The sequence below is a fragment of the Nocardia sp. IFM 10818 genome (assembly GCF_054655275.1).
This window is the reverse complement of sequence record NZ_BAAHJH010000002.1, coordinates 135,127-150,597: the sequence shown is the minus strand read 5'-3', so window position 1 is coordinate 150,597 and position 15,471 is coordinate 135,127. Positions and strand designations below refer to the sequence as shown.

The window sequence follows — 15,471 nt, the reverse complement described above, 5'->3', positions numbered from 1 at the left end:
CCGGGTAGGTCAGCCCACCGACATCTCCAGCACCCTTTCCGGAAACCGAGTGGGGCGACAAGCGGCCCGCAGTCAGGACAGACAACACGGGCCGCTGAATTCGCATTCGCTGAGAGTCAGGTCAACTGACCACGGCGACCCTCACGGATCAAATGGCGCACCAGATCGCAGGTCTGCTCTGACGGCTCCCGGACCCCGATGGCCGCCGCCGTCCGGCGGATGCGGGTGTCATCGGCCCGGCTCGCACGACGAGTACCGGTATCCAGCAGGGCGATTGCCAATCGCATTGCCTTCAGACGACGAAAGTGGGTGATGTAGTAGCTGCGCGGCCTCCCCGCAGGCAGGGTCGCTTTCGTCAGCGAATGGGTGAACGGGCGGATGGCGACGACCTGTGTAGCGCACATTAGCTTCCCCTTCTCCTCCAACGGGCTTCGCGTCGCGAAACCCTCGAGTGCACTTGCTATTTTACGAGGGGGCACCGACAAGAATGGGCTCGTGACCAGCGCAGATGTCCGTTTACGCCCCCCTCCTCGCCGAGCACATGGCTCTGGCGCGACCCCCAGCAGCCGGTAGTCGGCACGAGCCGATGCGGGATAGCGCGCCGACCGATCGAGCCTGCCTCACGGCCCATGCCGAGTACGCTCCCGTGCTCTGTCCATCGGTGGGTACCCGGCTCCCTGCGCTCCAGAAGACGACGGGCCTTGCTGGCCGGTGTTGGCGATTGTGGGCCCGGCTCGGGTCTGGCCGCCATCGAGTCACCTTCGGTGAACTCGGCTCCGATCACTGATCAGCCGGACAGTTCGCGGACACTGGCCCGTCCTTCCCTCCAGACCCTGTAGCCCGTGCCGAACCTCCTGCATGGACTGGGACGAGCGCGAAGCCCTGCGCGCGCAGGGGATCGATCCCGACAGCCTGCGCGAACAACTGCGGGTCGCTCTGGTTCGATACCTGATGTGGGCCAACGGGTTACCGCTGCCAGATCTGCGGCGGCCGCGGCACAGACGGCGGCGGTGACACCATTCGACAGCGACATCGCCGGTCCGCCGAAGGGTGAGCCATCAGATGGCCCAGCACTTTGACCGAGTCGAGTCAGTTCAGCGCCAATCCGGCGTCCCCATGTGGTCGCTCAGTGGCCTGGAGTCGGCAAGGCCGCAGCCCAGTTGTCCCAGAGACTGATCGAGATCGGATTACGCACGGGCGCCACGTCCTCGACAGCGCGCGACAGCGCGACAGGAGTCGGCGGTTTCGCGGTGAGTGCCTCGAGCAGCCTGGCGGCACCATCGGCCAGGCCCGCCAAGGTCGGCAGGACCTGCTCGAAGATGTGCGCACTGGCGGTGGCGGTCGGCACGGCCGTGTCGGTGAGCAGGTCCTCATACACGTAGGTATCGACCAGGTGCAGCGGCTCCAAGGTCACCACGAGCCCGCGAATCGGGCGGTCGTCGGGAATGTGGGCCAGTTCGGGGATCCGATCGATGATCAGTTTCGCGGTGGTGGCGATCTGGTCACGGGCCTTCTGGACACGCTCAGCGAGGGTCTGCAGCCCGGCTTCATCACCCAGGCGCGCGGGTTCGATCGACCGCATGCCCTTCGCTTCGACCAGCAACACCATGTGTGGAAACACGACCAGCCAATCGCAGGTCAACGTCTTCTGGTGCCCGTATCGCACCTCGGGATAGACCCGGGCGCCCAGCGGACCCAGCAGCCGCAGGTGCCGGCCGACCAGCTTCTCGAACGAGTCCCCGGCCGCTTGCGGGAACTTGTTGCCGAAGGCCGCGATTCCCGTGAAGTACATGCCCAGTGGAGTGGCTTTGTGCAGCAGGTACGGTGCCACCGGCACCAGGTAACCGTCCGGGCGGCGAATCATCGGCTCCGCCAGCAGCGGATTCGACAGCCACAGCTGGCGTCCGGCCGCGACCGGGTCGGCCTCAGCGGCCTTGGCGCGGCGGGCCAGGTCGCTCTGATCGGCGGCGAAGTGGGTCTCGATCACCCTGGTGGCGGTCTCCGCATCGACGCCCGGCCCGAACGCGCCTACCGCGGCGGCCGCGGCGATGGCCTCGTTCGGGAGTCGTCCGCCGTGGCGCCAGGACCCGACAAACGCCACGAACGCCACCATTAGGTAGGTCCGCAACGACACTCCCAGCGCCTGTTCCCATTGTGCGGCGGTGGGCATGTCGGCCAGTTCGGGATCATGGTCCTCAAACAGCGCCAGGGTCCGCGTCAGGTCCTCCAGCTCGGCATGCTCGAAGAACCGCTGCTGATAGGCCAACCGGCCCAGCAGCCGTCGCATCACCGGCGCCGCCAGGACCCCCTGGTCGGGGATGTCGGGATGGTCCACCTGGATCGCCATGTGGCATAACCGCATCAGTTCCTGATCGGAGACCGGTGTGTCGGCCCGGTAGACCATCGACTCCGCGAGCGCAGTCCGCGCGACCGCGGCGACGGTGAACTGCTGCAGCGGCGAAACCATCGGCTCCCGCGCCCCTGCCACACGCCTGGCCTGTACCTGTGCACTCGCAGCAGCGACCTTGTCCAGCAACCGATCTCGATGAAATCGCCGAACCGCGCGGGCGAACTCACGATAGGGCACACGACGCTCGTACACCGGCACATCCTCCAGCGCCATGCCTTCGGACCGCTACCCGATTTCCGCCGGCGCGGGCCACACGACGGCATGCGAGCCAGCGACGGTGCCGCGCCGATCCTTCGCACGGGCCGCAGGCACGGAGACGTCTGGCACACCATTGCGGCCATATTCGCTAGGCACTATGCTTTAATGATCCACTCATGGCGCGGCTGACCACCGCGTTCACCCTTGCGGAGGCCCAACATGTCCGACAACATGCGCATCGCAGCGAGCCTGTACGACGCCCTCGTCACCGAGGCGCAGAAGTGGGCGTGCGACGACGAGAACGACCTCGCCGAGCGCCTGAGCACCATGCCGCCCGCCCAAGCACTGGAGGCCATTTCCGAGAACTCGCTGGTCCCGTCCGATCTCTACAACAGCATCGTGGACGCGATCACCGAACTGGACCCCGACACTTTCGCAAGCGAGGGCCACCAGATGGGCGTTCCCCGATGAACCCTCGCCTCACCGACGCCGAATTCGACGAGATCGCGGCAGCCATTCACTACAGCTACGAGGCGGGCACCTACCCCTCTGGGCTCAGCACCCGCGCCCGGGATTTCCTCGGGCCCGACGGCGGACTGCTGGCGCTGCTGGCCGAGCTGCGTGCCGAGCGGCGACGCACCACGGCGTCCGAAACATCACGCATCCCAAGGAAATCGGACCTGGAAAGCTACCTCCGCGCCCACGGCTGGAGTCCTGACGCCGCCGGTGTCGGGGGAAGGCTGTGGGTGAAAGGCACCGCGCGCATCGGGGTGCCTCACGATCCGGATGCGGTCCTCCTCGACGCGACACTGCGTATCCTCGCGCGAGCCGAACAGCGCAGCGTGGCTGCCACCATCGAACGCGTGCTGCACTCGGCCGCGTCCTCCTCCGGGACGGGTTCCGAGCATGGAATGCGTGTGCCACACAGTAATTGAGCCGCCCGATCGAAACCCGGCTGGGCTGCATCGGGTGAAAACGGCAGCGTGGCCGGGAGCTGGGGCGTGATCAGCAGCTGTAGGTGACAGCGACGCGGGCGTGCAGCTCGTCGTGCGGGAGGCAGAGAACGGCATCGGTGCCAGGACGCCGGAGTTCCCCGATGCGATAGGACAGTTCGAGGGAGGCGAGGATGTCCGCGGCTTCGACGGCTTCGCCTTCTGTGATACCGAGAACGTCCGCCCAGTCGGTGTAGCTGTAGTCGTGAAGATCGCCCGAGGGCAGTTCACAGGTCATGGCGAGCAGCAGGAGCAGGCGCTGCGCGTTGCCGGCGGCGCGCGAGACGCGGTCGACACCGAATTCGGGTGCGCCAGCAGCGAGGAAGGTCGGTATCGCTCTGCCTTGCTCGCGAGCCCACTCGACGGCGGCCCAGCGCAACCGTTGAGCCGCCGCTACTGATTCGCGGCGAGGAGAGTCAGCGCTGCCCGCCATGGCGGAAGCTCCTGCGGTGGCTGTCGAATGCTGTGACGCTATCGGACGTCACCGACATCAACCCGGAACACTGCCGGACTCTTCTCGTCCGGGTGGGATGACACAGCCCAGTACAGAGCTGTGTCACCGGGATTCGCCCGGGATCCGGACCGGCATGAGCAGATAGACGAAGTCGCTGTCGGGGGCGAGGTAGGCCCCGTTCTGCGCCACGGCCAGATCGCGGTCGGGCGCTGGGTGCAGGACCGCCGGCCGGGTCGGCGCTGTCAGGCCGAACAGCACCTGGTCGTGGCGCAGCGCTTGGAGGCCATCGATCAGGTAGCCGGGGTTAAACGCGATGGTGATCGCGTCGCCTCGGAGGTCCGCCTCGAGGTGTTCCTCGGCGCGGCCCAGGTCGTCACCACCGGCCACCAGGCGCAGGCCCTCGGCAGTGAACTCCAGTCGCACCTGGGCGCCCCGGTCGGAGACCAGCGCGATTCGCTTGATCGCCTCTATGAGAGGACCCACTTCCGTGGCCGCCGTGGTCGGGAACGAGGCGGGCAGCAGACTGCGGAATTTGGGGAATTCGGCATCCAGCAGGCGGGTGGTCATGCGGCGAGTGCCGCCGACGAGTCCCAGCAGTCCCTCGGGGGTGGCTGACTGATCGGCGCCGAGCAGGACATCCACGGTGGCGTCGGGCGCCGATGCGAAGGTTTTGGCCGCGTCGAGCAGCGTGCTCGCAGGAACGAGTACGGCGGTGTCCAGGTCGTTGCGGGTCGGCGTCCAGGCGACGCGGCGTACCGCGAGCCGGAAACGGTCGGTCGCGGCGAGGGTCACCACAGGTCCTTGGATCTCGGCGCGGATGCCGGTGAGCATCGGCAGGGCGTCGTCGTGGGCGGCAGCGACGGCGGTCTGGGCCACCGCCTCGGCGAACAGTTCGCCCGGCAGGGAGCCGGTGCGCTCGGGAAGGCCGGGAAGCTGCGGGTAGTCCTCGACGGGCATGGTGGGCAGGGCGAATTTCGCGGTACCGCACGCGATGTTCACGCCGTTGCCGTTCGCATCGACCTCGACCGGCTTGTTGGGCAGCGCCTTGACGATGCTGGCGAGCAAGCGGCCGGAGACGAGCGCTTGCCCTTGCCCGAGTATCTCTGCGGCGGTGCGCATCTGCGCGGAGACCTCGTAGTCGAACCCGGACACGGTCAGTCCCGTGTCGTCCGCGGTCAGTAGTACGCCGCCGAGAACGGGGATGGGCGGCCGTGACGGGATACTGCGGGCAACCCAGGTGACCGCGTCGGCGAAGTCGTGCTGTGCGATCCGGAGCTTGAGCGTCACCGGACACCTCCTTGGGGCTGCGGCCGATCGAAGCCGAAGTGTGTTGTTGCGCAGACTCCGACGCTCTGTTGTCGGGTGCGTAGGGACGCCTGCTTCTCGATTCGGGACAGGGTGGTCAGCCCCGCCCATCAGTGGACCCCGACAGCATAGCACCTTTGGAAGATGATGCTTAAAGACCTATCCTGATCATTCTTCATTCCCCGGGCGAGGCCGACCACCTCGCTCCCGCACCTCCGGAAGCACCCCCATGTCCACATCCGCTCGTCGCGACCACGACGGCCTGCTCACCGAACTCCGCGAAGCCGTCACCGGACGCCCCGGCTGGCATCCACCCCGATCCACGGGGACCAGCTCGGTCAGCACCTGGTACCGGTTCGGCACCTACTACGCCAGCGTGATCGCCGACGTCGACGCCGACGGCTGGTACTGGCTACCGCGAGAATCCGGGAACCCCCTCCCCGGCCACCACCCCGACGCCTCCAGCGCCCTCGCCGCGCTAGAGAACGCAGAGGCGGCCATCGCCCGCCACCGCGCCGAACGCCTCGCCACACAATGGACCCCCGGCGACGGATCACGCCCAGGCGCACAGTGACCCGCCCGCCGATTGGAGACCGGGGCCGGCCGGGAAAGCGACGGCCGGTATCCAACGGAGCGCTCAATCGCGTGTCCCGGACCCGGCACGGAACACACACCGGGGACCTTGCCAGGCGAGAGTCCCGTTGCCGCCGCCGTAATCGACCGCCTCGGTGGCCCCCGGTCCGACCGCTGCGCGGTAATCGAGCAGCGCGGTGAGCGAGCTCGGCGTGGCGACGTGGGTGTCGTCGTCGCCCGATCCACAATGGGCGATCCAATTCATTGCAGCCCAAGGAATTCGATCGTGGAACTTGCGTTGATCGAGAAGGTCGTGGGGGCGGTTGCTCCGGGCCGATTGGTGTTCCTCGGCTCCAGCGCGGTGGGTCTGCTCACCGCGGCCGCCGTGCTGGATGTCCCGACTGACAACGGGACACCGTTGTCGATCCTGGCCGGGTGGGCGCGAGGGCTCGGCTGGGAGTCGGGGCAGGTGTGGTTCGCCGCCGCTCACGACTGGGTGGTCAACCCGTCGCGCGTCCTCACGGTGGTGATAGTGGCCGCAATCGCGGCGGGGATGTCGTTGGCGCTCAATCATGTTCGCGTCCGTGGGCGCCGCCCGGTGTATGCGATCCCGGTGGCGCTCTATGGAATGGCGGTGCTGGTGGAGGCCGGGGCGCTGGACACGGCCGCGACCGTGCTCGTAGCCGGTGTGGTGTGCTCGGTACTGCCCGAGATGCATTGGCGGTATCCGATACGGTCGGTGGTGTCGGCCGCGGTGATCACGGTTGCCGACCTCGCCTGCACGGCGGTGTGGCTGGTCATCTGCGTGGTGGATCTGCTCTACCCTCGGCCTGCGGTGCCGGCGGGCAGCGGCAGGGGCGAAGCTCCCGCATGATCTGTCCCAGCACGATCAGCCGCATGCAAGGCAGGTCACGCCGGAGCTTTAGGTGTCCCACGGACTACCGGAATATCCTGGTGGTCGTCCAATTCATGCGGGATTGACCATCCCACGATGCTCCGCCGAACAGCAGGGGGCGCGATGACTTCCGCCGACGGTCACGGACAGCAGCCTCGGTCGGTGTCTGCCGCCCAATCGAACGCCATGTACAACCTGGCCATCAAGCTGGACAAGCTCCATCACTACGACGAGGCGCTGCGGTGGTATCGCACCGCGGCCGACGCCGGCCATAAGGACGCAATGCACAACCTCGCCGTTCGGCTGCGCTATCGCGGGGAGGTCGCCGAAGCTGCCACCTGGTGGAAGAGAGCTGGCCACGAGAAACCGCAGGGCATGACCGAGAGACTGCGCGGGATGCGGACGGAGAGAGCACAGAGCCAAACCCGCGGACCCCGCCGAAGCCGCGGCCGTTGATCGGTGCGGTGCGCGTCAGACGGTCGCCCCGAATCGGGCAGGAGCACCTGCCGCCAGCCTCAAATCCCTGACCTGTGCACGTCCAGCCAGCCGCGACCGTGTCTGCGTTCTATATCGGAGGGCATCCCGCGCCGGTCCACGGGCACGCGGAGGGTACATAGGCCCGTGAACGCAGATCGTTGGTGCAGAACGGTCCTTGGACGTCGTGGTGGGGGTCCAGCACGCGCGCGAGCACCAGCAGCGAGACCTGCTGGGCGCCTGCTTGTTTCAGGAGCGCGCACACCGATTGTGCGTGCCCGCCCTGAACCCAGGAGTCGTCGACCACCAGGACATGGCCGCCAACCGCTGCCGGGGGGTCGAGCCGGAAGTTCGCCGGTCGCAGCGACCGCGGCCCATCGATCGGTGGATTGGCCGCGATGCCGATCTCGGGCAGTTGGGTCATGAACGGAGTCAGAATGTGGCGCAGCGGATGCAGCGTGCCGATCTTGCCGGGTTTCAACGACGGGACCGTGGCCCACGCTGTCACCGGGTGACCGGCCAGGCGTGATGCACAGCCACGGTGCTGGTGGGCACCGAGCACCGCCAGTATCGTCACGAGTTGTTGCTGGTTCGGGCCGGGTGTCGAGGACTTGTAGCCCGACATCAGTTCGTAGCTCTGCATGCCCATGATGGCGTAGATCATGGAGCCCACGCGGTCGGCAAGGCCAGGGAGACCCAGATCGGTTCGCAGCAGTTGCTTCTGGTGCTGGTTGCACCAATAGCAGGTGGCCCATCCCGGCTCGATGGGGTTCGTGCACACCGCGCAGGTGCGTCCGGGCTCACGGACGGTATTGCGCAGGTATCCGCTGTGCTGAGCGAGCGTGCGATGGAGTGGCTCCAGTAACTGCTCGTCGGCCACCCTGTGTTACCGGCCTTGCGCCAGTGCCAGCAATGCTTGCTCGGTCAGGTCCGGTTGCCGCCGGATCGAGGCGATGATGTCGGCGATCTCCTGCGTGCTCGAGGCCACCCATACGCCCGGGCGCTGCGCTAGTCTCCGGGCCCATGTCGTCGCGGCGACCACACGATCGGTAAGGATGACGGGGCGGCCGTGCTCGGTCGCCTTACGCGCCTGGATGCGCGCCCCGGAATGCTCTCCAGCCTCGCAAACAATGGTTGCCAGCCCGTACCCGCTCATCAAAGCGTTGCGCTGGGGAAAGGAGGTCTTCGTAGGTCCCGCCTGCGGCCAGAACTGCGACAGCACCAGCCCGTGCTCGGCGATGCGGCGCTGCAGGGCCTGGTTCTCGGGCGGGTATGCCCGCCACGATCCGGTGCCGATGAACGCCACTGTGCGGCCTCCGGCCGCCAGGGCCGCGGTGTGTGCGGCGGTGTCGATCCCGGCGGCCAACCCGGAGATGACCGTCAGGCCGGCCTGCGCCAGGTGGGTGGCGATACTCGCCGCCATGTGCAGGCCGCGCGCGGACGCCTCACGGGAGCCGACTACCGACACGCCTTCGTCGACTGGATCCAGTTCACCCTGCGCCAGCAGGAACGGCGGGACCTCCACCACGTCGAGCAACCGACGCGGGAACTGCGGATCGAGTACCGAGACGAACTGCAGGCCGCTCTCACGCCATTCCTTCAGGTCCGCGGCCGCCTGATCCAGTTGGTGATCGTCTTCGGTGACCGGGATCAGTTGGGCCGGGAAGTGCCGATCCCACACCTGGACCGCGCTCCCGGCCTCCCGGACCTGCTCGGTCAATTCCCGCCATGACAGTCCGCCCGGACGCGCACGCAGCAGCGCGACCAGTGCGCCATGCTCGTCGACCATCCGGATTCACCTCTCGCCCAGCTCGAACCACCATCCACGCGCGCGCCGTTCGGCGAACACATGTCCGATTGTGCACCCAGCCTACGACGTGTTCTGCCCGACACCACGGCCGTCACCTTCAGGGACCACGCCGATCCCCTGCGACCCGGGGTGACCATCTCGCACCTCACATCGCCTGACCCACGCCAAGCAACGGGCGGTCCAGTCCACTCTTTTGACGATAATGCCTTGGGGCTTATCCTTGCCCTCGTCCAATGCTGTCGAGCCTGACCACCTCGGCCGATCCGTTCCGGAGTGGCAGTAACTGCCACCGCACGTCACCGCTCCTGCATCCTCAGGAGTGCCCGACCATCTCGCCTCGTCTCGGAGCGCACCATGTCATCCCCGCACCCGCCCGCACAAAACTCATTGTCCGACACGGAGATCCAGCACATCGCCGCTGAACTCGCCCGCGGCAATTCGCCCACCGTCTGGTTCACCCCGGACGCTGTCGGCGTCACCCCAGGACGCTCCGGCAAGGTGGTACGGCTCGCGGACCCCGCCGAACCCGACCGGGTCGGAGTGCGGCCCACGGGTTCCGACGACACGCTCGCGTTCTCCCCCACCGAACTGACCCTGACGAACCCCGCGCGGCGCGCGGCGCACCGCCGCCCCCGGGTCAGCCCGCACCACCCGGAACGCCGTGACCAGACCCGTAGTGGGCACGAGGATGGCCGGGAGCTCTCGTGACCGACAACCAGATCGACGTCGAAGCTCTCATCCTGGCCGCCTACGCGTCCTTGACCAGGGGGCGAGCATGGGTCTACGGCATCGGGCTGGCCGACCTGCGTGCCCGCGTCGACGCGCCGCGCGAGGCCGTCGACCGAGCCCTCCACCAGATGGCGAGCGAGCGCCGCGCCCACGTCAGAGCCGAGGCCGACCAGAAGACCCTGACCGAACGGGACCACGCCGCCGCCATCGAGCTCGGCGGCACCGCGCGCCACGTGCTGACAATCGAGACACGTTATGGCCAGCCGGTGACACCGCACGCACCGGTCGAGTCGCCGGATACCCCGGACACCCCCGAGTACCAGCCCCGACACGCACGCCCCGAGCCCGAGCGCACTCCCGACCCAACCCCGACACGCGAGCATCACCCCCCTGCCGATCAGCCCCGACATGCACGACCAGAGTCCGAGGCGCACAGCAGCGAGCTCCCCCGCCCCCTCGCCCGGTCCGCCACGCGAGGGCGCCACCGGCGGCGCTGACCGGCGGTCCACCACCCCGGCCCCCAGGACCCAGTTAGATCCTCGCTGCAAAATGCTATATGCATTATGCTGATATAAATCCAACTATTGGCGTGGCCGACCACCGCGCCCCCACACATCGGAGACACCGATGACCACAACCGACGACCGGAACGGTACCGGGCCCGTCTGCGAGAACGTGCAGCTGATCTGGGGTGGGAACCGCAGCCTCGACGGCACCGTCCCCTGCCCGCAGCCCGGCACCGAGCGCCGCGAACGGCGCGGCCGCACCCGCTACTTCTGCCCAGCCCACGCCCACGACCGCGACCTGTTCTCCGCCCGACTCAAACTCGTCAGCTTGAAGGTCTGGGATCTGTTCGGCGACGACCGGATGCGCGACTTCGGTCATCGGCGTCCCGCCTTCACACACGAGGAGACCCGCGCGCTGCACGACGCCGGCGAGATGACCCCGCCCAGCGTGGCCCCGACCGTCTAGGAGCCTGCGATGCGACCCCCCACCTCCAGCCAACCCCCAACCGGTGCGACACCCCCAACCGACACGAACCCTCTGCTGGCGTATCCCGAACCCGCTGCGGTACACCGTGTTTCCGGTCTGATCGACCGCCTCGGCATGCCAGGCACCGTCGATCTCCACGACCTGGTGTACGAGACGGCCGTCAAATTCGCCGCCCGGTACAACGCCGCCGGACCCGAGGCGCAGGCACGCCTGCTCGTGGCCATCCTGGGCGAGAAGCAGACCACCACGGCACTGCGGCGACTCTCCTCTACGAGGCTGTGATGACACCGAGCCGATCCCGGGCGGGCGCCTCCGCCACGACCCAACTCGACCTGTTCGGCGAGGTTCTCGCCAGCGAGCAGCGACGCTTCACCGAGGGGCTGACCTGCTTGCGCGACGCCGTACCCGACACCCTCCTCGCTCTCGCCGTTCTCCGATTCCACCGCCGCGTCGACACCCGCGCACCCCACGCCAGCGGCGACTGGGCCTATTGCCTTTGCCGTGCCGGACTGCGGTTCGAACGCGCTGGCGAGTGGTGGTCCGGCGCGCGGGCCCGCGGCGAGGTATGGGGCTGGAATCGAACACCGGCGCACCTGCTCACCTGGGACGAACTGACCGCGCTGGTCGAACACGATCCACGCCGGGCCGACCTTGTGGCCTGGGCGACCAGCCTGCCGGACCCACACCGGAGACTGCTGCACCGTCCCTACGCGCTGTGGCCGAACCCGGACCACTGGCACCCGGACTACCTGCGCGGCGAGGAACGGCATCCCCTGTGGGCCGAGCGCCGCCACGCATGGCAGCTCGCGCTCGACATGCTCACCACCGCCATCACAACCGTCACCGCGGTGACGGCCCCGCGATGACCGCAGCCCTGCGCGGGAAGGCCGCGCCGGACAATCCCTATCGAAGCCTGCTCGTCCAGCCGGCCGCCGATCAGCTGCTGGCCGACGTGCGCGATCTGCTCGAAACCACCCGCCGGGCGATCGGGCCGGCCCCGGTAGACCTGCACCACCACGATCTGGTGTTGATCAACTCCAGCGCGGGCAAGGACTCCCAGGCCATGCTCGCCTACCTGGTCGCGCTCGCGGACACGCAAGGCTATCCGCGGTCGCGACTCGTGGTCGTGCATGCCGACCTCGGCCGGGTCGAATGGCCGGGAACCTGCGAGCTGGCGGCGGCGCACGCCCGGTCCTACGGGCTGCGCTTCGAAACGGTCTCGCGCGCCGAGGATCTGCTCGACCAGGTTCTCGCCCGGCGCCGCACCCTCGACGCTCAGGCCGACACCCTCGAGGCCGACGCGCGGGCCCTGCACGCGGCCGGCTGGCACCGGCTCGCCGAGATCGCCGCCGACGACGCGCACCGCAAGCGGCGGACACGAGCGTGGATGTCGAGCACCGCTCGTTTCTGTACCTCCGATCAGAAGACCTCACAGGTCGCCAAACTGATGACCCGGCTGGTCGGCGAGTGGCGCGGCGCCGGTCACCACGGCCGGATGCGGATCCTCAACTGCCTGGGAATACGCGCCGCCGAATCGGCTGCGCGCGCGAAAAAGACGTCACTGCACCGGGATTCGGCCAGCAACGGGAAACGTGAGGTGACCCGGTGGCTGCCGCTGTTCGAGTGGACCGAGGAGCAGGTGTGGGACACCATTCGTGCCAGCGGCCTGCCCTGGCATCCCGCCTATGATCTCGGCTCCCGGCGGCTGTCGTGTGCGTTCTGCATGCTCGCGGGCAGACAAGACCTGGTCCGCGCCGCGCAGTTCAACCCAGAGCTCGCCCTCCAATACCTGGACATCGAGACCCGGGTCGGCCACCCGTTCAGAACCGACCTGAGCATGCAGCAGATCGTCGCGTCGGCCACGCCGATCGACTGCGAGCCGGGGGCTGTCGTCGCCCGACCGCAGTCGATCACGGGCATTCGCCGGCCCGGAGTGTCCGGCCCGGCGTCTACCGTCGCCGCATTCCCTCGACAGCCCACACAAGGAGTCCTGCCATGAATCCCACGGCCGCCGAATCCATACAACGGGCCCGGGCCCTGCTGGCCGAGCACGATATCGACGTCTCCCGATACAAGTGCGTGTTCAAGTCGCTGCACCCGCAGGTCGCCGACGACCAAATCGAGTTGGGGATTCTGATGGAGGTCGCCTCGTTCACGTATGCGCAGCCCCCGTACACGGTGGACTCGGTCGCCGAACAGATGGCGAACCGCGCGGGCGCCTTCGCCTGGCAGGGACCGGTCGGCAACGGCTTCACCATGGAGACCTACCGGAACAAGTTCCGCGAGTACGCCCGCGACCAACTGTTCCTGATGAGACAACTCGGCTTGTGCGAGCCGACGGCGTGACGACCTCCTGCTCGCCGCGGGCTCGGCCAGCGGATGGCTCGCCGAAAAGTCCTGGACCACACCGAAAGAGACAGCGATGACAGTGACAACGGTGAACGCGACCGACGATCCGGATCCGGACCGCCGACGCATGGCGTTCGACCGCGATGAACAGCTCTGGCACGAGCAGCGGGGCCGGTGGTCGACGGGCGTCTTTCCGCACCAACGGTTCTGCGCCTCACTGCAGGACCTGGACGAGAAGTTCGGACCATTACAGATCGTGCCGTACAAGCCATGGCCAGAGCCGCCCCGCGACCCTGACCAGGCTCGACCGGCCCGCCGCACCCCGTGAATCGACATTCCTGACACGCCCGAGACCAGCCGAGTCACCGGTGGCGCAGCACCGACAACCCACTCTCCGAGAGAAGATCATGAGCGCCCGACACCGCCCGTACCGCTCAAGCTACCGCCGGACCGGCGGTTACCGCCGCGAACCCTTCATGGACATGATCAACCTGCTGGGCATCTTCGGCCCGTTCATCATCCTGGCCGTGATCATCGTCTGCCACGTCGTCCACTGATCAGATCGCGGTGCGTGCGGCCAGTTCTCGTAAGTCGCGGTGGTAGACGTGCACCGGATCGAGTGAACGCCCGCCCTGCGCGCCCGCAGTCCGCTCGCGGCTGGGCAGGCCGGCTGCCATCTCCCGCAGCAGGCCAAGGTCGCTGCGGCAGCGCGCCACCGGGTCATAGGCGGCCCCTGCGGGCACCGGCTCCGTGGACCGCTGTCGGCCGCGGAGCGTGATCGTGCCCTGCCACCACCGCCCCCAGCGCGCGCCATCTGCCGCGGGCGTGTATTCGGGTTGGCTCAGCCAGTACCCGTACCAGCGCGCCAGTCCGTCCCCCGTTCGACTGGCCCAGTCCTCGCCCGTGCCGAGCAGCGCGGGTTCGAGCGTGCCTGCCTCGGCCATGGCACGTGCGAGATGCACCAGCCGCCAACTGTTTTCGCTGATGATCCGGCGGTGCTTCAATGCGGCGAGCGCCTGGGCGACCTCCGGCCACGGCGTGTAGTTGTGCGGCACCTGCTCGCTGGCCCGCTCCTCGTCGACATCGGTCGGGGTGATGAGGTCGTGCACCACCTGCCCGTACACCGTCTCGAGCGCCACCAACCGGGTGAATGCCCATTCCCGCTGGCAAGCCACGATCACCGCGTTCGGATCGGTCACCACACCACCGGCCCATTCGGTCGCGGCCCGTTGCGCCAGCTCCAGGCCGCGGGTCCACGCCTCGTCGGCTGCCGAGCCGTCGCACGGAGGGCAATAGCGGCCACCGTCGCCGGCGACCGGGTACGGTTCCAGGCCCCGGTCGCCGCAACGGGCACAGGTCCGGACGGCTTCCCAGGCGGCCTGACGCGACGGCGACAGGGCGGCCATCGGCTCGGCGTCGTCGATCACATAGAGCGGAAAGTAGTCCCGCAGTGCGTAATACAGCGCCACTGGCCGCTGTCCGTCGGCGGGCCGCATCCGGTACCGGGTGGCCAGCATCGACTTCGTGGCGAGGGCTGCAGCCGGGAGGGTGTCGCTGCGATGGATCGGCAGGCCGCTCCCGCTGCGTACCTGGCGTCGTGAGGGCCGGTACCGGTGATCCACCAGGTCCGGCATCGGGTCGATCGTCCACCACCGTGCGTCGATATAGGTGACCGCAGCCGGGGCGATGCCGGTGTGCGGGGAGGTGACCGCGATGCGCAACAGATCCCCTCCCGGTCGGACACCGTCGGGTGGGAGAACGACCGCGCGCAGCGTGTGGGGGTCCGCGCGCAAGGTGACCTCGACGCCAATGAGCGGGGTCCAGTCGATCCCGGCCGGATTGCGCGGCGCACCCGAACGGGATGGATCGAAGCGTGTCAGTTGCTGCAACGCCCGCTGATAGGGGATCCCCGAGCGGGCGGCCCGGCGGCGAGCGACATCGCGGAGATAGGTGTTGGGCATGATCGTTGGCCTTCCGCCGCGCAACATCCCACGCCTGTCCCGCGGCACGGTGATCACGTCCGTGTCATGTGCCGAACAGGAAGTTCTTCTCGGGTGGTTCGAGCGAACCTTCCTCTCCCGGATCGGTGGCGTGGGCACCGATCCATACGGAGAGCGGCCGCGCGAGCGGCGCATTCGGATGGTAGCGCCCCGCACCGACACGTTTGGTGCAGTGCGACCAGCCCGCACACCGCATGCGGCCATTGCACCATAATGTTCAGGGCACTATTGTTATAGCCACCTATTTGCGGCGCGCCTGACCATCGCGCCGGCCACCCACAGGAGGACA

21 protein-coding genes are annotated in these 15,471 nt (G+C 68.0%); 14 read left to right on the top strand and 7 right to left on the bottom strand.

Going from position 1 to position 15,471, the window contains the following annotated elements; translation table 11 throughout:
- Window positions 1-116 precede the first annotated feature (116 nt).
- Entirely contained in the window at window positions 117-404 is a 288-nt protein-coding gene (locus ACYQ5L_RS39780; RefSeq protein ID WP_459963877.1) for a hypothetical protein, read from the bottom strand.
- 722 nt (window positions 405-1,126) lie between these two features.
- A complete protein-coding gene (locus ACYQ5L_RS39775; RefSeq protein ID WP_459963875.1) occupies window positions 1,127-2,623 on the bottom strand; it encodes a nuclease-related domain-containing protein in 1,497 nt (498 codons plus the stop codon).
- Between the two features lie 204 nt (window positions 2,624-2,827).
- Here ACYQ5L_RS39775 and ACYQ5L_RS39770 point away from each other — a divergent pair, with 204 nt between their 5' ends.
- Window positions 2,828-3,079, top strand: a complete 252-nt coding sequence (locus ACYQ5L_RS39770; protein WP_459963873.1) for a hypothetical protein — start codon at window positions 2,828-2,830, stop codon at window positions 3,077-3,079.
- Window positions 3,076-3,543 (top strand): hypothetical protein, encoded by a 468-nt coding sequence (locus ACYQ5L_RS39765; protein ID WP_459963871.1) that lies wholly within the window; start codon window positions 3,076-3,078, stop codon window positions 3,541-3,543. The genes ACYQ5L_RS39770 and ACYQ5L_RS39765 overlap by 4 nt, the downstream gene beginning before the upstream one ends.
- A 70-nt stretch (window positions 3,544-3,613) precedes the next feature.
- On the opposite strand, the gene ACYQ5L_RS39760 is transcribed toward ACYQ5L_RS39765, so the two are convergent.
- Both ACYQ5L_RS39760 and dnaN read right to left on the bottom strand, forming a co-directional pair.
- Entirely contained in the window at window positions 3,614-4,033 is a 420-nt protein-coding gene (locus ACYQ5L_RS39760; RefSeq protein WP_459963870.1) for a hypothetical protein, read from the bottom strand.
- Window positions 4,034-4,156: 123 nt separating this feature from the next.
- Entirely contained in the window at window positions 4,157-5,341 is a 1,185-nt protein-coding gene (gene dnaN, locus ACYQ5L_RS39755; RefSeq protein WP_459963869.1) for a DNA polymerase III subunit beta, read from the bottom strand.
- Between the two features lie 247 nt (window positions 5,342-5,588).
- On the opposite strand from dnaN, the gene ACYQ5L_RS39750 reads away from it, so the two are divergent.
- The 3 genes from ACYQ5L_RS39750 (at window position 5,589) to ACYQ5L_RS39740 (ending at window position 7,283) form a co-directional block, all read left to right on the top strand.
- On the top strand, window positions 5,589-5,933 hold the full coding sequence (locus ACYQ5L_RS39750; RefSeq protein WP_459963868.1) for a hypothetical protein: 345 nt from the start codon (window positions 5,589-5,591) through the stop codon (window positions 5,931-5,933).
- Between the two features lie 285 nt (window positions 5,934-6,218).
- A complete protein-coding gene (locus ACYQ5L_RS39745) occupies window positions 6,219-6,806 on the top strand; it encodes a hypothetical protein (protein ID WP_459963867.1) in 588 nt (195 codons plus the stop codon).
- Between the two features lie 144 nt (window positions 6,807-6,950).
- Window positions 6,951-7,283 carry a tetratricopeptide repeat protein gene (locus tag ACYQ5L_RS39740; RefSeq protein WP_459963865.1) on the top strand — a complete coding sequence of 111 codons (333 nt, stop codon included), beginning with the start codon at window positions 6,951-6,953 and terminating at the stop codon, window positions 7,281-7,283.
- Window positions 7,284-7,392: 109 nt separating this feature from the next.
- Here ACYQ5L_RS39740 and ACYQ5L_RS39735 read toward each other — a convergent pair whose 3' ends face one another.
- Both ACYQ5L_RS39735 and ACYQ5L_RS39730 read right to left on the bottom strand, forming a co-directional pair.
- Entirely contained in the window at window positions 7,393-8,181 is a 789-nt protein-coding gene (locus tag ACYQ5L_RS39735) for a hypothetical protein (protein WP_459963864.1), read from the bottom strand.
- Between the two features lie 6 nt (window positions 8,182-8,187).
- Window positions 8,188-9,090 (bottom strand): DNA-processing protein DprA, encoded by a 903-nt coding sequence (locus tag ACYQ5L_RS39730; RefSeq protein ID WP_459963863.1) that lies wholly within the window; start codon window positions 9,088-9,090, stop codon window positions 8,188-8,190.
- A 408-nt stretch (window positions 9,091-9,498) separates the two neighbouring features.
- Between ACYQ5L_RS39730 and ACYQ5L_RS39725 the strand changes: the two genes are divergently transcribed.
- The 9 genes from ACYQ5L_RS39725 to ACYQ5L_RS39685 all read left to right on the top strand — a co-directional run bounded on the left by ACYQ5L_RS39725 (window position 9,499) and on the right by ACYQ5L_RS39685 (window position 13,739).
- On the top strand, window positions 9,499-9,819 hold the full coding sequence (locus ACYQ5L_RS39725) for a hypothetical protein (protein WP_459963862.1): 321 nt from the start codon (window positions 9,499-9,501) through the stop codon (window positions 9,817-9,819).
- A complete protein-coding gene (locus tag ACYQ5L_RS39720; RefSeq protein WP_459963861.1) occupies window positions 9,816-10,337 on the top strand; it encodes a hypothetical protein in 522 nt (173 codons plus the stop codon). The genes ACYQ5L_RS39725 and ACYQ5L_RS39720 overlap by 4 nt, the downstream gene beginning before the upstream one ends.
- 130 nt (window positions 10,338-10,467) lie before the next feature.
- Window positions 10,468-10,812, top strand: a complete 345-nt coding sequence (locus ACYQ5L_RS39715; RefSeq protein WP_459963860.1) for a hypothetical protein — start codon at window positions 10,468-10,470, stop codon at window positions 10,810-10,812.
- Between the two features lie 135 nt (window positions 10,813-10,947).
- The gene (locus ACYQ5L_RS39710) at window positions 10,948-11,115 is read left to right on the top strand and encodes a hypothetical protein (protein ID WP_459963859.1); all 168 of its coding nucleotides are present in this window, start codon (window positions 10,948-10,950) and stop codon (window positions 11,113-11,115) included.
- A complete protein-coding gene (locus ACYQ5L_RS39705) occupies window positions 11,115-11,699 on the top strand; it encodes a hypothetical protein (RefSeq protein WP_459963858.1) in 585 nt (194 codons plus the stop codon). Before ACYQ5L_RS39710 ends, ACYQ5L_RS39705 begins: the two co-directional genes overlap by 1 nt.
- A complete protein-coding gene (locus ACYQ5L_RS39700; protein WP_459963856.1) occupies window positions 11,696-12,832 on the top strand; it encodes a phosphoadenosine phosphosulfate reductase domain-containing protein in 1,137 nt (378 codons plus the stop codon). Before ACYQ5L_RS39705 ends, ACYQ5L_RS39700 begins: the two co-directional genes overlap by 4 nt.
- Entirely contained in the window at window positions 12,829-13,179 is a 351-nt protein-coding gene (locus tag ACYQ5L_RS39695; protein WP_459963855.1) for a hypothetical protein, read from the top strand. Before ACYQ5L_RS39700 ends, ACYQ5L_RS39695 begins: the two co-directional genes overlap by 4 nt.
- A gap of 76 nt (window positions 13,180-13,255) precedes the next feature.
- Complete coding sequence (locus ACYQ5L_RS39690; RefSeq protein ID WP_459963854.1) at window positions 13,256-13,510, top strand: hypothetical protein; 255 nt, start codon at window positions 13,256-13,258, stop codon at window positions 13,508-13,510.
- A 79-nt stretch (window positions 13,511-13,589) separates the two neighbouring features.
- On the top strand, window positions 13,590-13,739 hold the full coding sequence (locus ACYQ5L_RS39685; protein ID WP_459963853.1) for a hypothetical protein: 150 nt from the start codon (window positions 13,590-13,592) through the stop codon (window positions 13,737-13,739).
- Here ACYQ5L_RS39685 and ACYQ5L_RS39680 read toward each other — a convergent pair whose 3' ends face one another.
- Window positions 13,740-15,200, bottom strand: coding sequence for a hypothetical protein (locus tag ACYQ5L_RS39680; RefSeq protein ID WP_459963852.1), 1,461 nt, complete (start codon window positions 15,198-15,200; stop codon window positions 13,740-13,742).
- Window positions 15,201-15,471: the final 271 nt, after the last annotated feature.

Coding starts and splice junctions, on each gene's coding strand:
- ACYQ5L_RS39730 (WP_459963863.1), bottom strand. CDS start 9,090: ATGGTCGACGAGCATGGCGCACTGGTCGCGCTGCTGCGTGCGCGTCCG.
- ACYQ5L_RS39705 (WP_459963858.1), top strand. CDS start 11,115: ATGACACCGAGCCGATCCCGGGCGGGCGCCTCCGCCACGACCCAACTC.
- ACYQ5L_RS39695 (WP_459963855.1), top strand. CDS start 12,829: ATGAATCCCACGGCCGCCGAATCCATACAACGGGCCCGGGCCCTGCTG.
- ACYQ5L_RS39780 (WP_459963877.1), bottom strand. CDS start 404: ATGTGCGCTACACAGGTCGTCGCCATCCGCCCGTTCACCCATTCGCTG.
- ACYQ5L_RS39740 (WP_459963865.1), top strand. CDS start 6,951: ATGACTTCCGCCGACGGTCACGGACAGCAGCCTCGGTCGGTGTCTGCC.
- ACYQ5L_RS39715 (WP_459963860.1), top strand. CDS start 10,468: ATGACCACAACCGACGACCGGAACGGTACCGGGCCCGTCTGCGAGAAC.
- ACYQ5L_RS39690 (WP_459963854.1), top strand. CDS start 13,256: ATGACAGTGACAACGGTGAACGCGACCGACGATCCGGATCCGGACCGC.
- ACYQ5L_RS39710 (WP_459963859.1), top strand. CDS start 10,948: ATGCCAGGCACCGTCGATCTCCACGACCTGGTGTACGAGACGGCCGTC.
- ACYQ5L_RS39775 (WP_459963875.1), bottom strand. CDS start 2,623: ATGGCGCTGGAGGATGTGCCGGTGTACGAGCGTCGTGTGCCCTATCGT.
- ACYQ5L_RS39765 (WP_459963871.1), top strand. CDS start 3,076: ATGAACCCTCGCCTCACCGACGCCGAATTCGACGAGATCGCGGCAGCC.
- ACYQ5L_RS39700 (WP_459963856.1), top strand. CDS start 11,696: ATGACCGCAGCCCTGCGCGGGAAGGCCGCGCCGGACAATCCCTATCGA.
- ACYQ5L_RS39770 (WP_459963873.1), top strand. CDS start 2,828: ATGTCCGACAACATGCGCATCGCAGCGAGCCTGTACGACGCCCTCGTC.
- ACYQ5L_RS39685 (WP_459963853.1), top strand. CDS start 13,590: ATGAGCGCCCGACACCGCCCGTACCGCTCAAGCTACCGCCGGACCGGC.
- ACYQ5L_RS39750 (WP_459963868.1), top strand. CDS start 5,589: ATGTCCACATCCGCTCGTCGCGACCACGACGGCCTGCTCACCGAACTC.
- ACYQ5L_RS39760 (WP_459963870.1), bottom strand. CDS start 4,033: ATGGCGGGCAGCGCTGACTCTCCTCGCCGCGAATCAGTAGCGGCGGCT.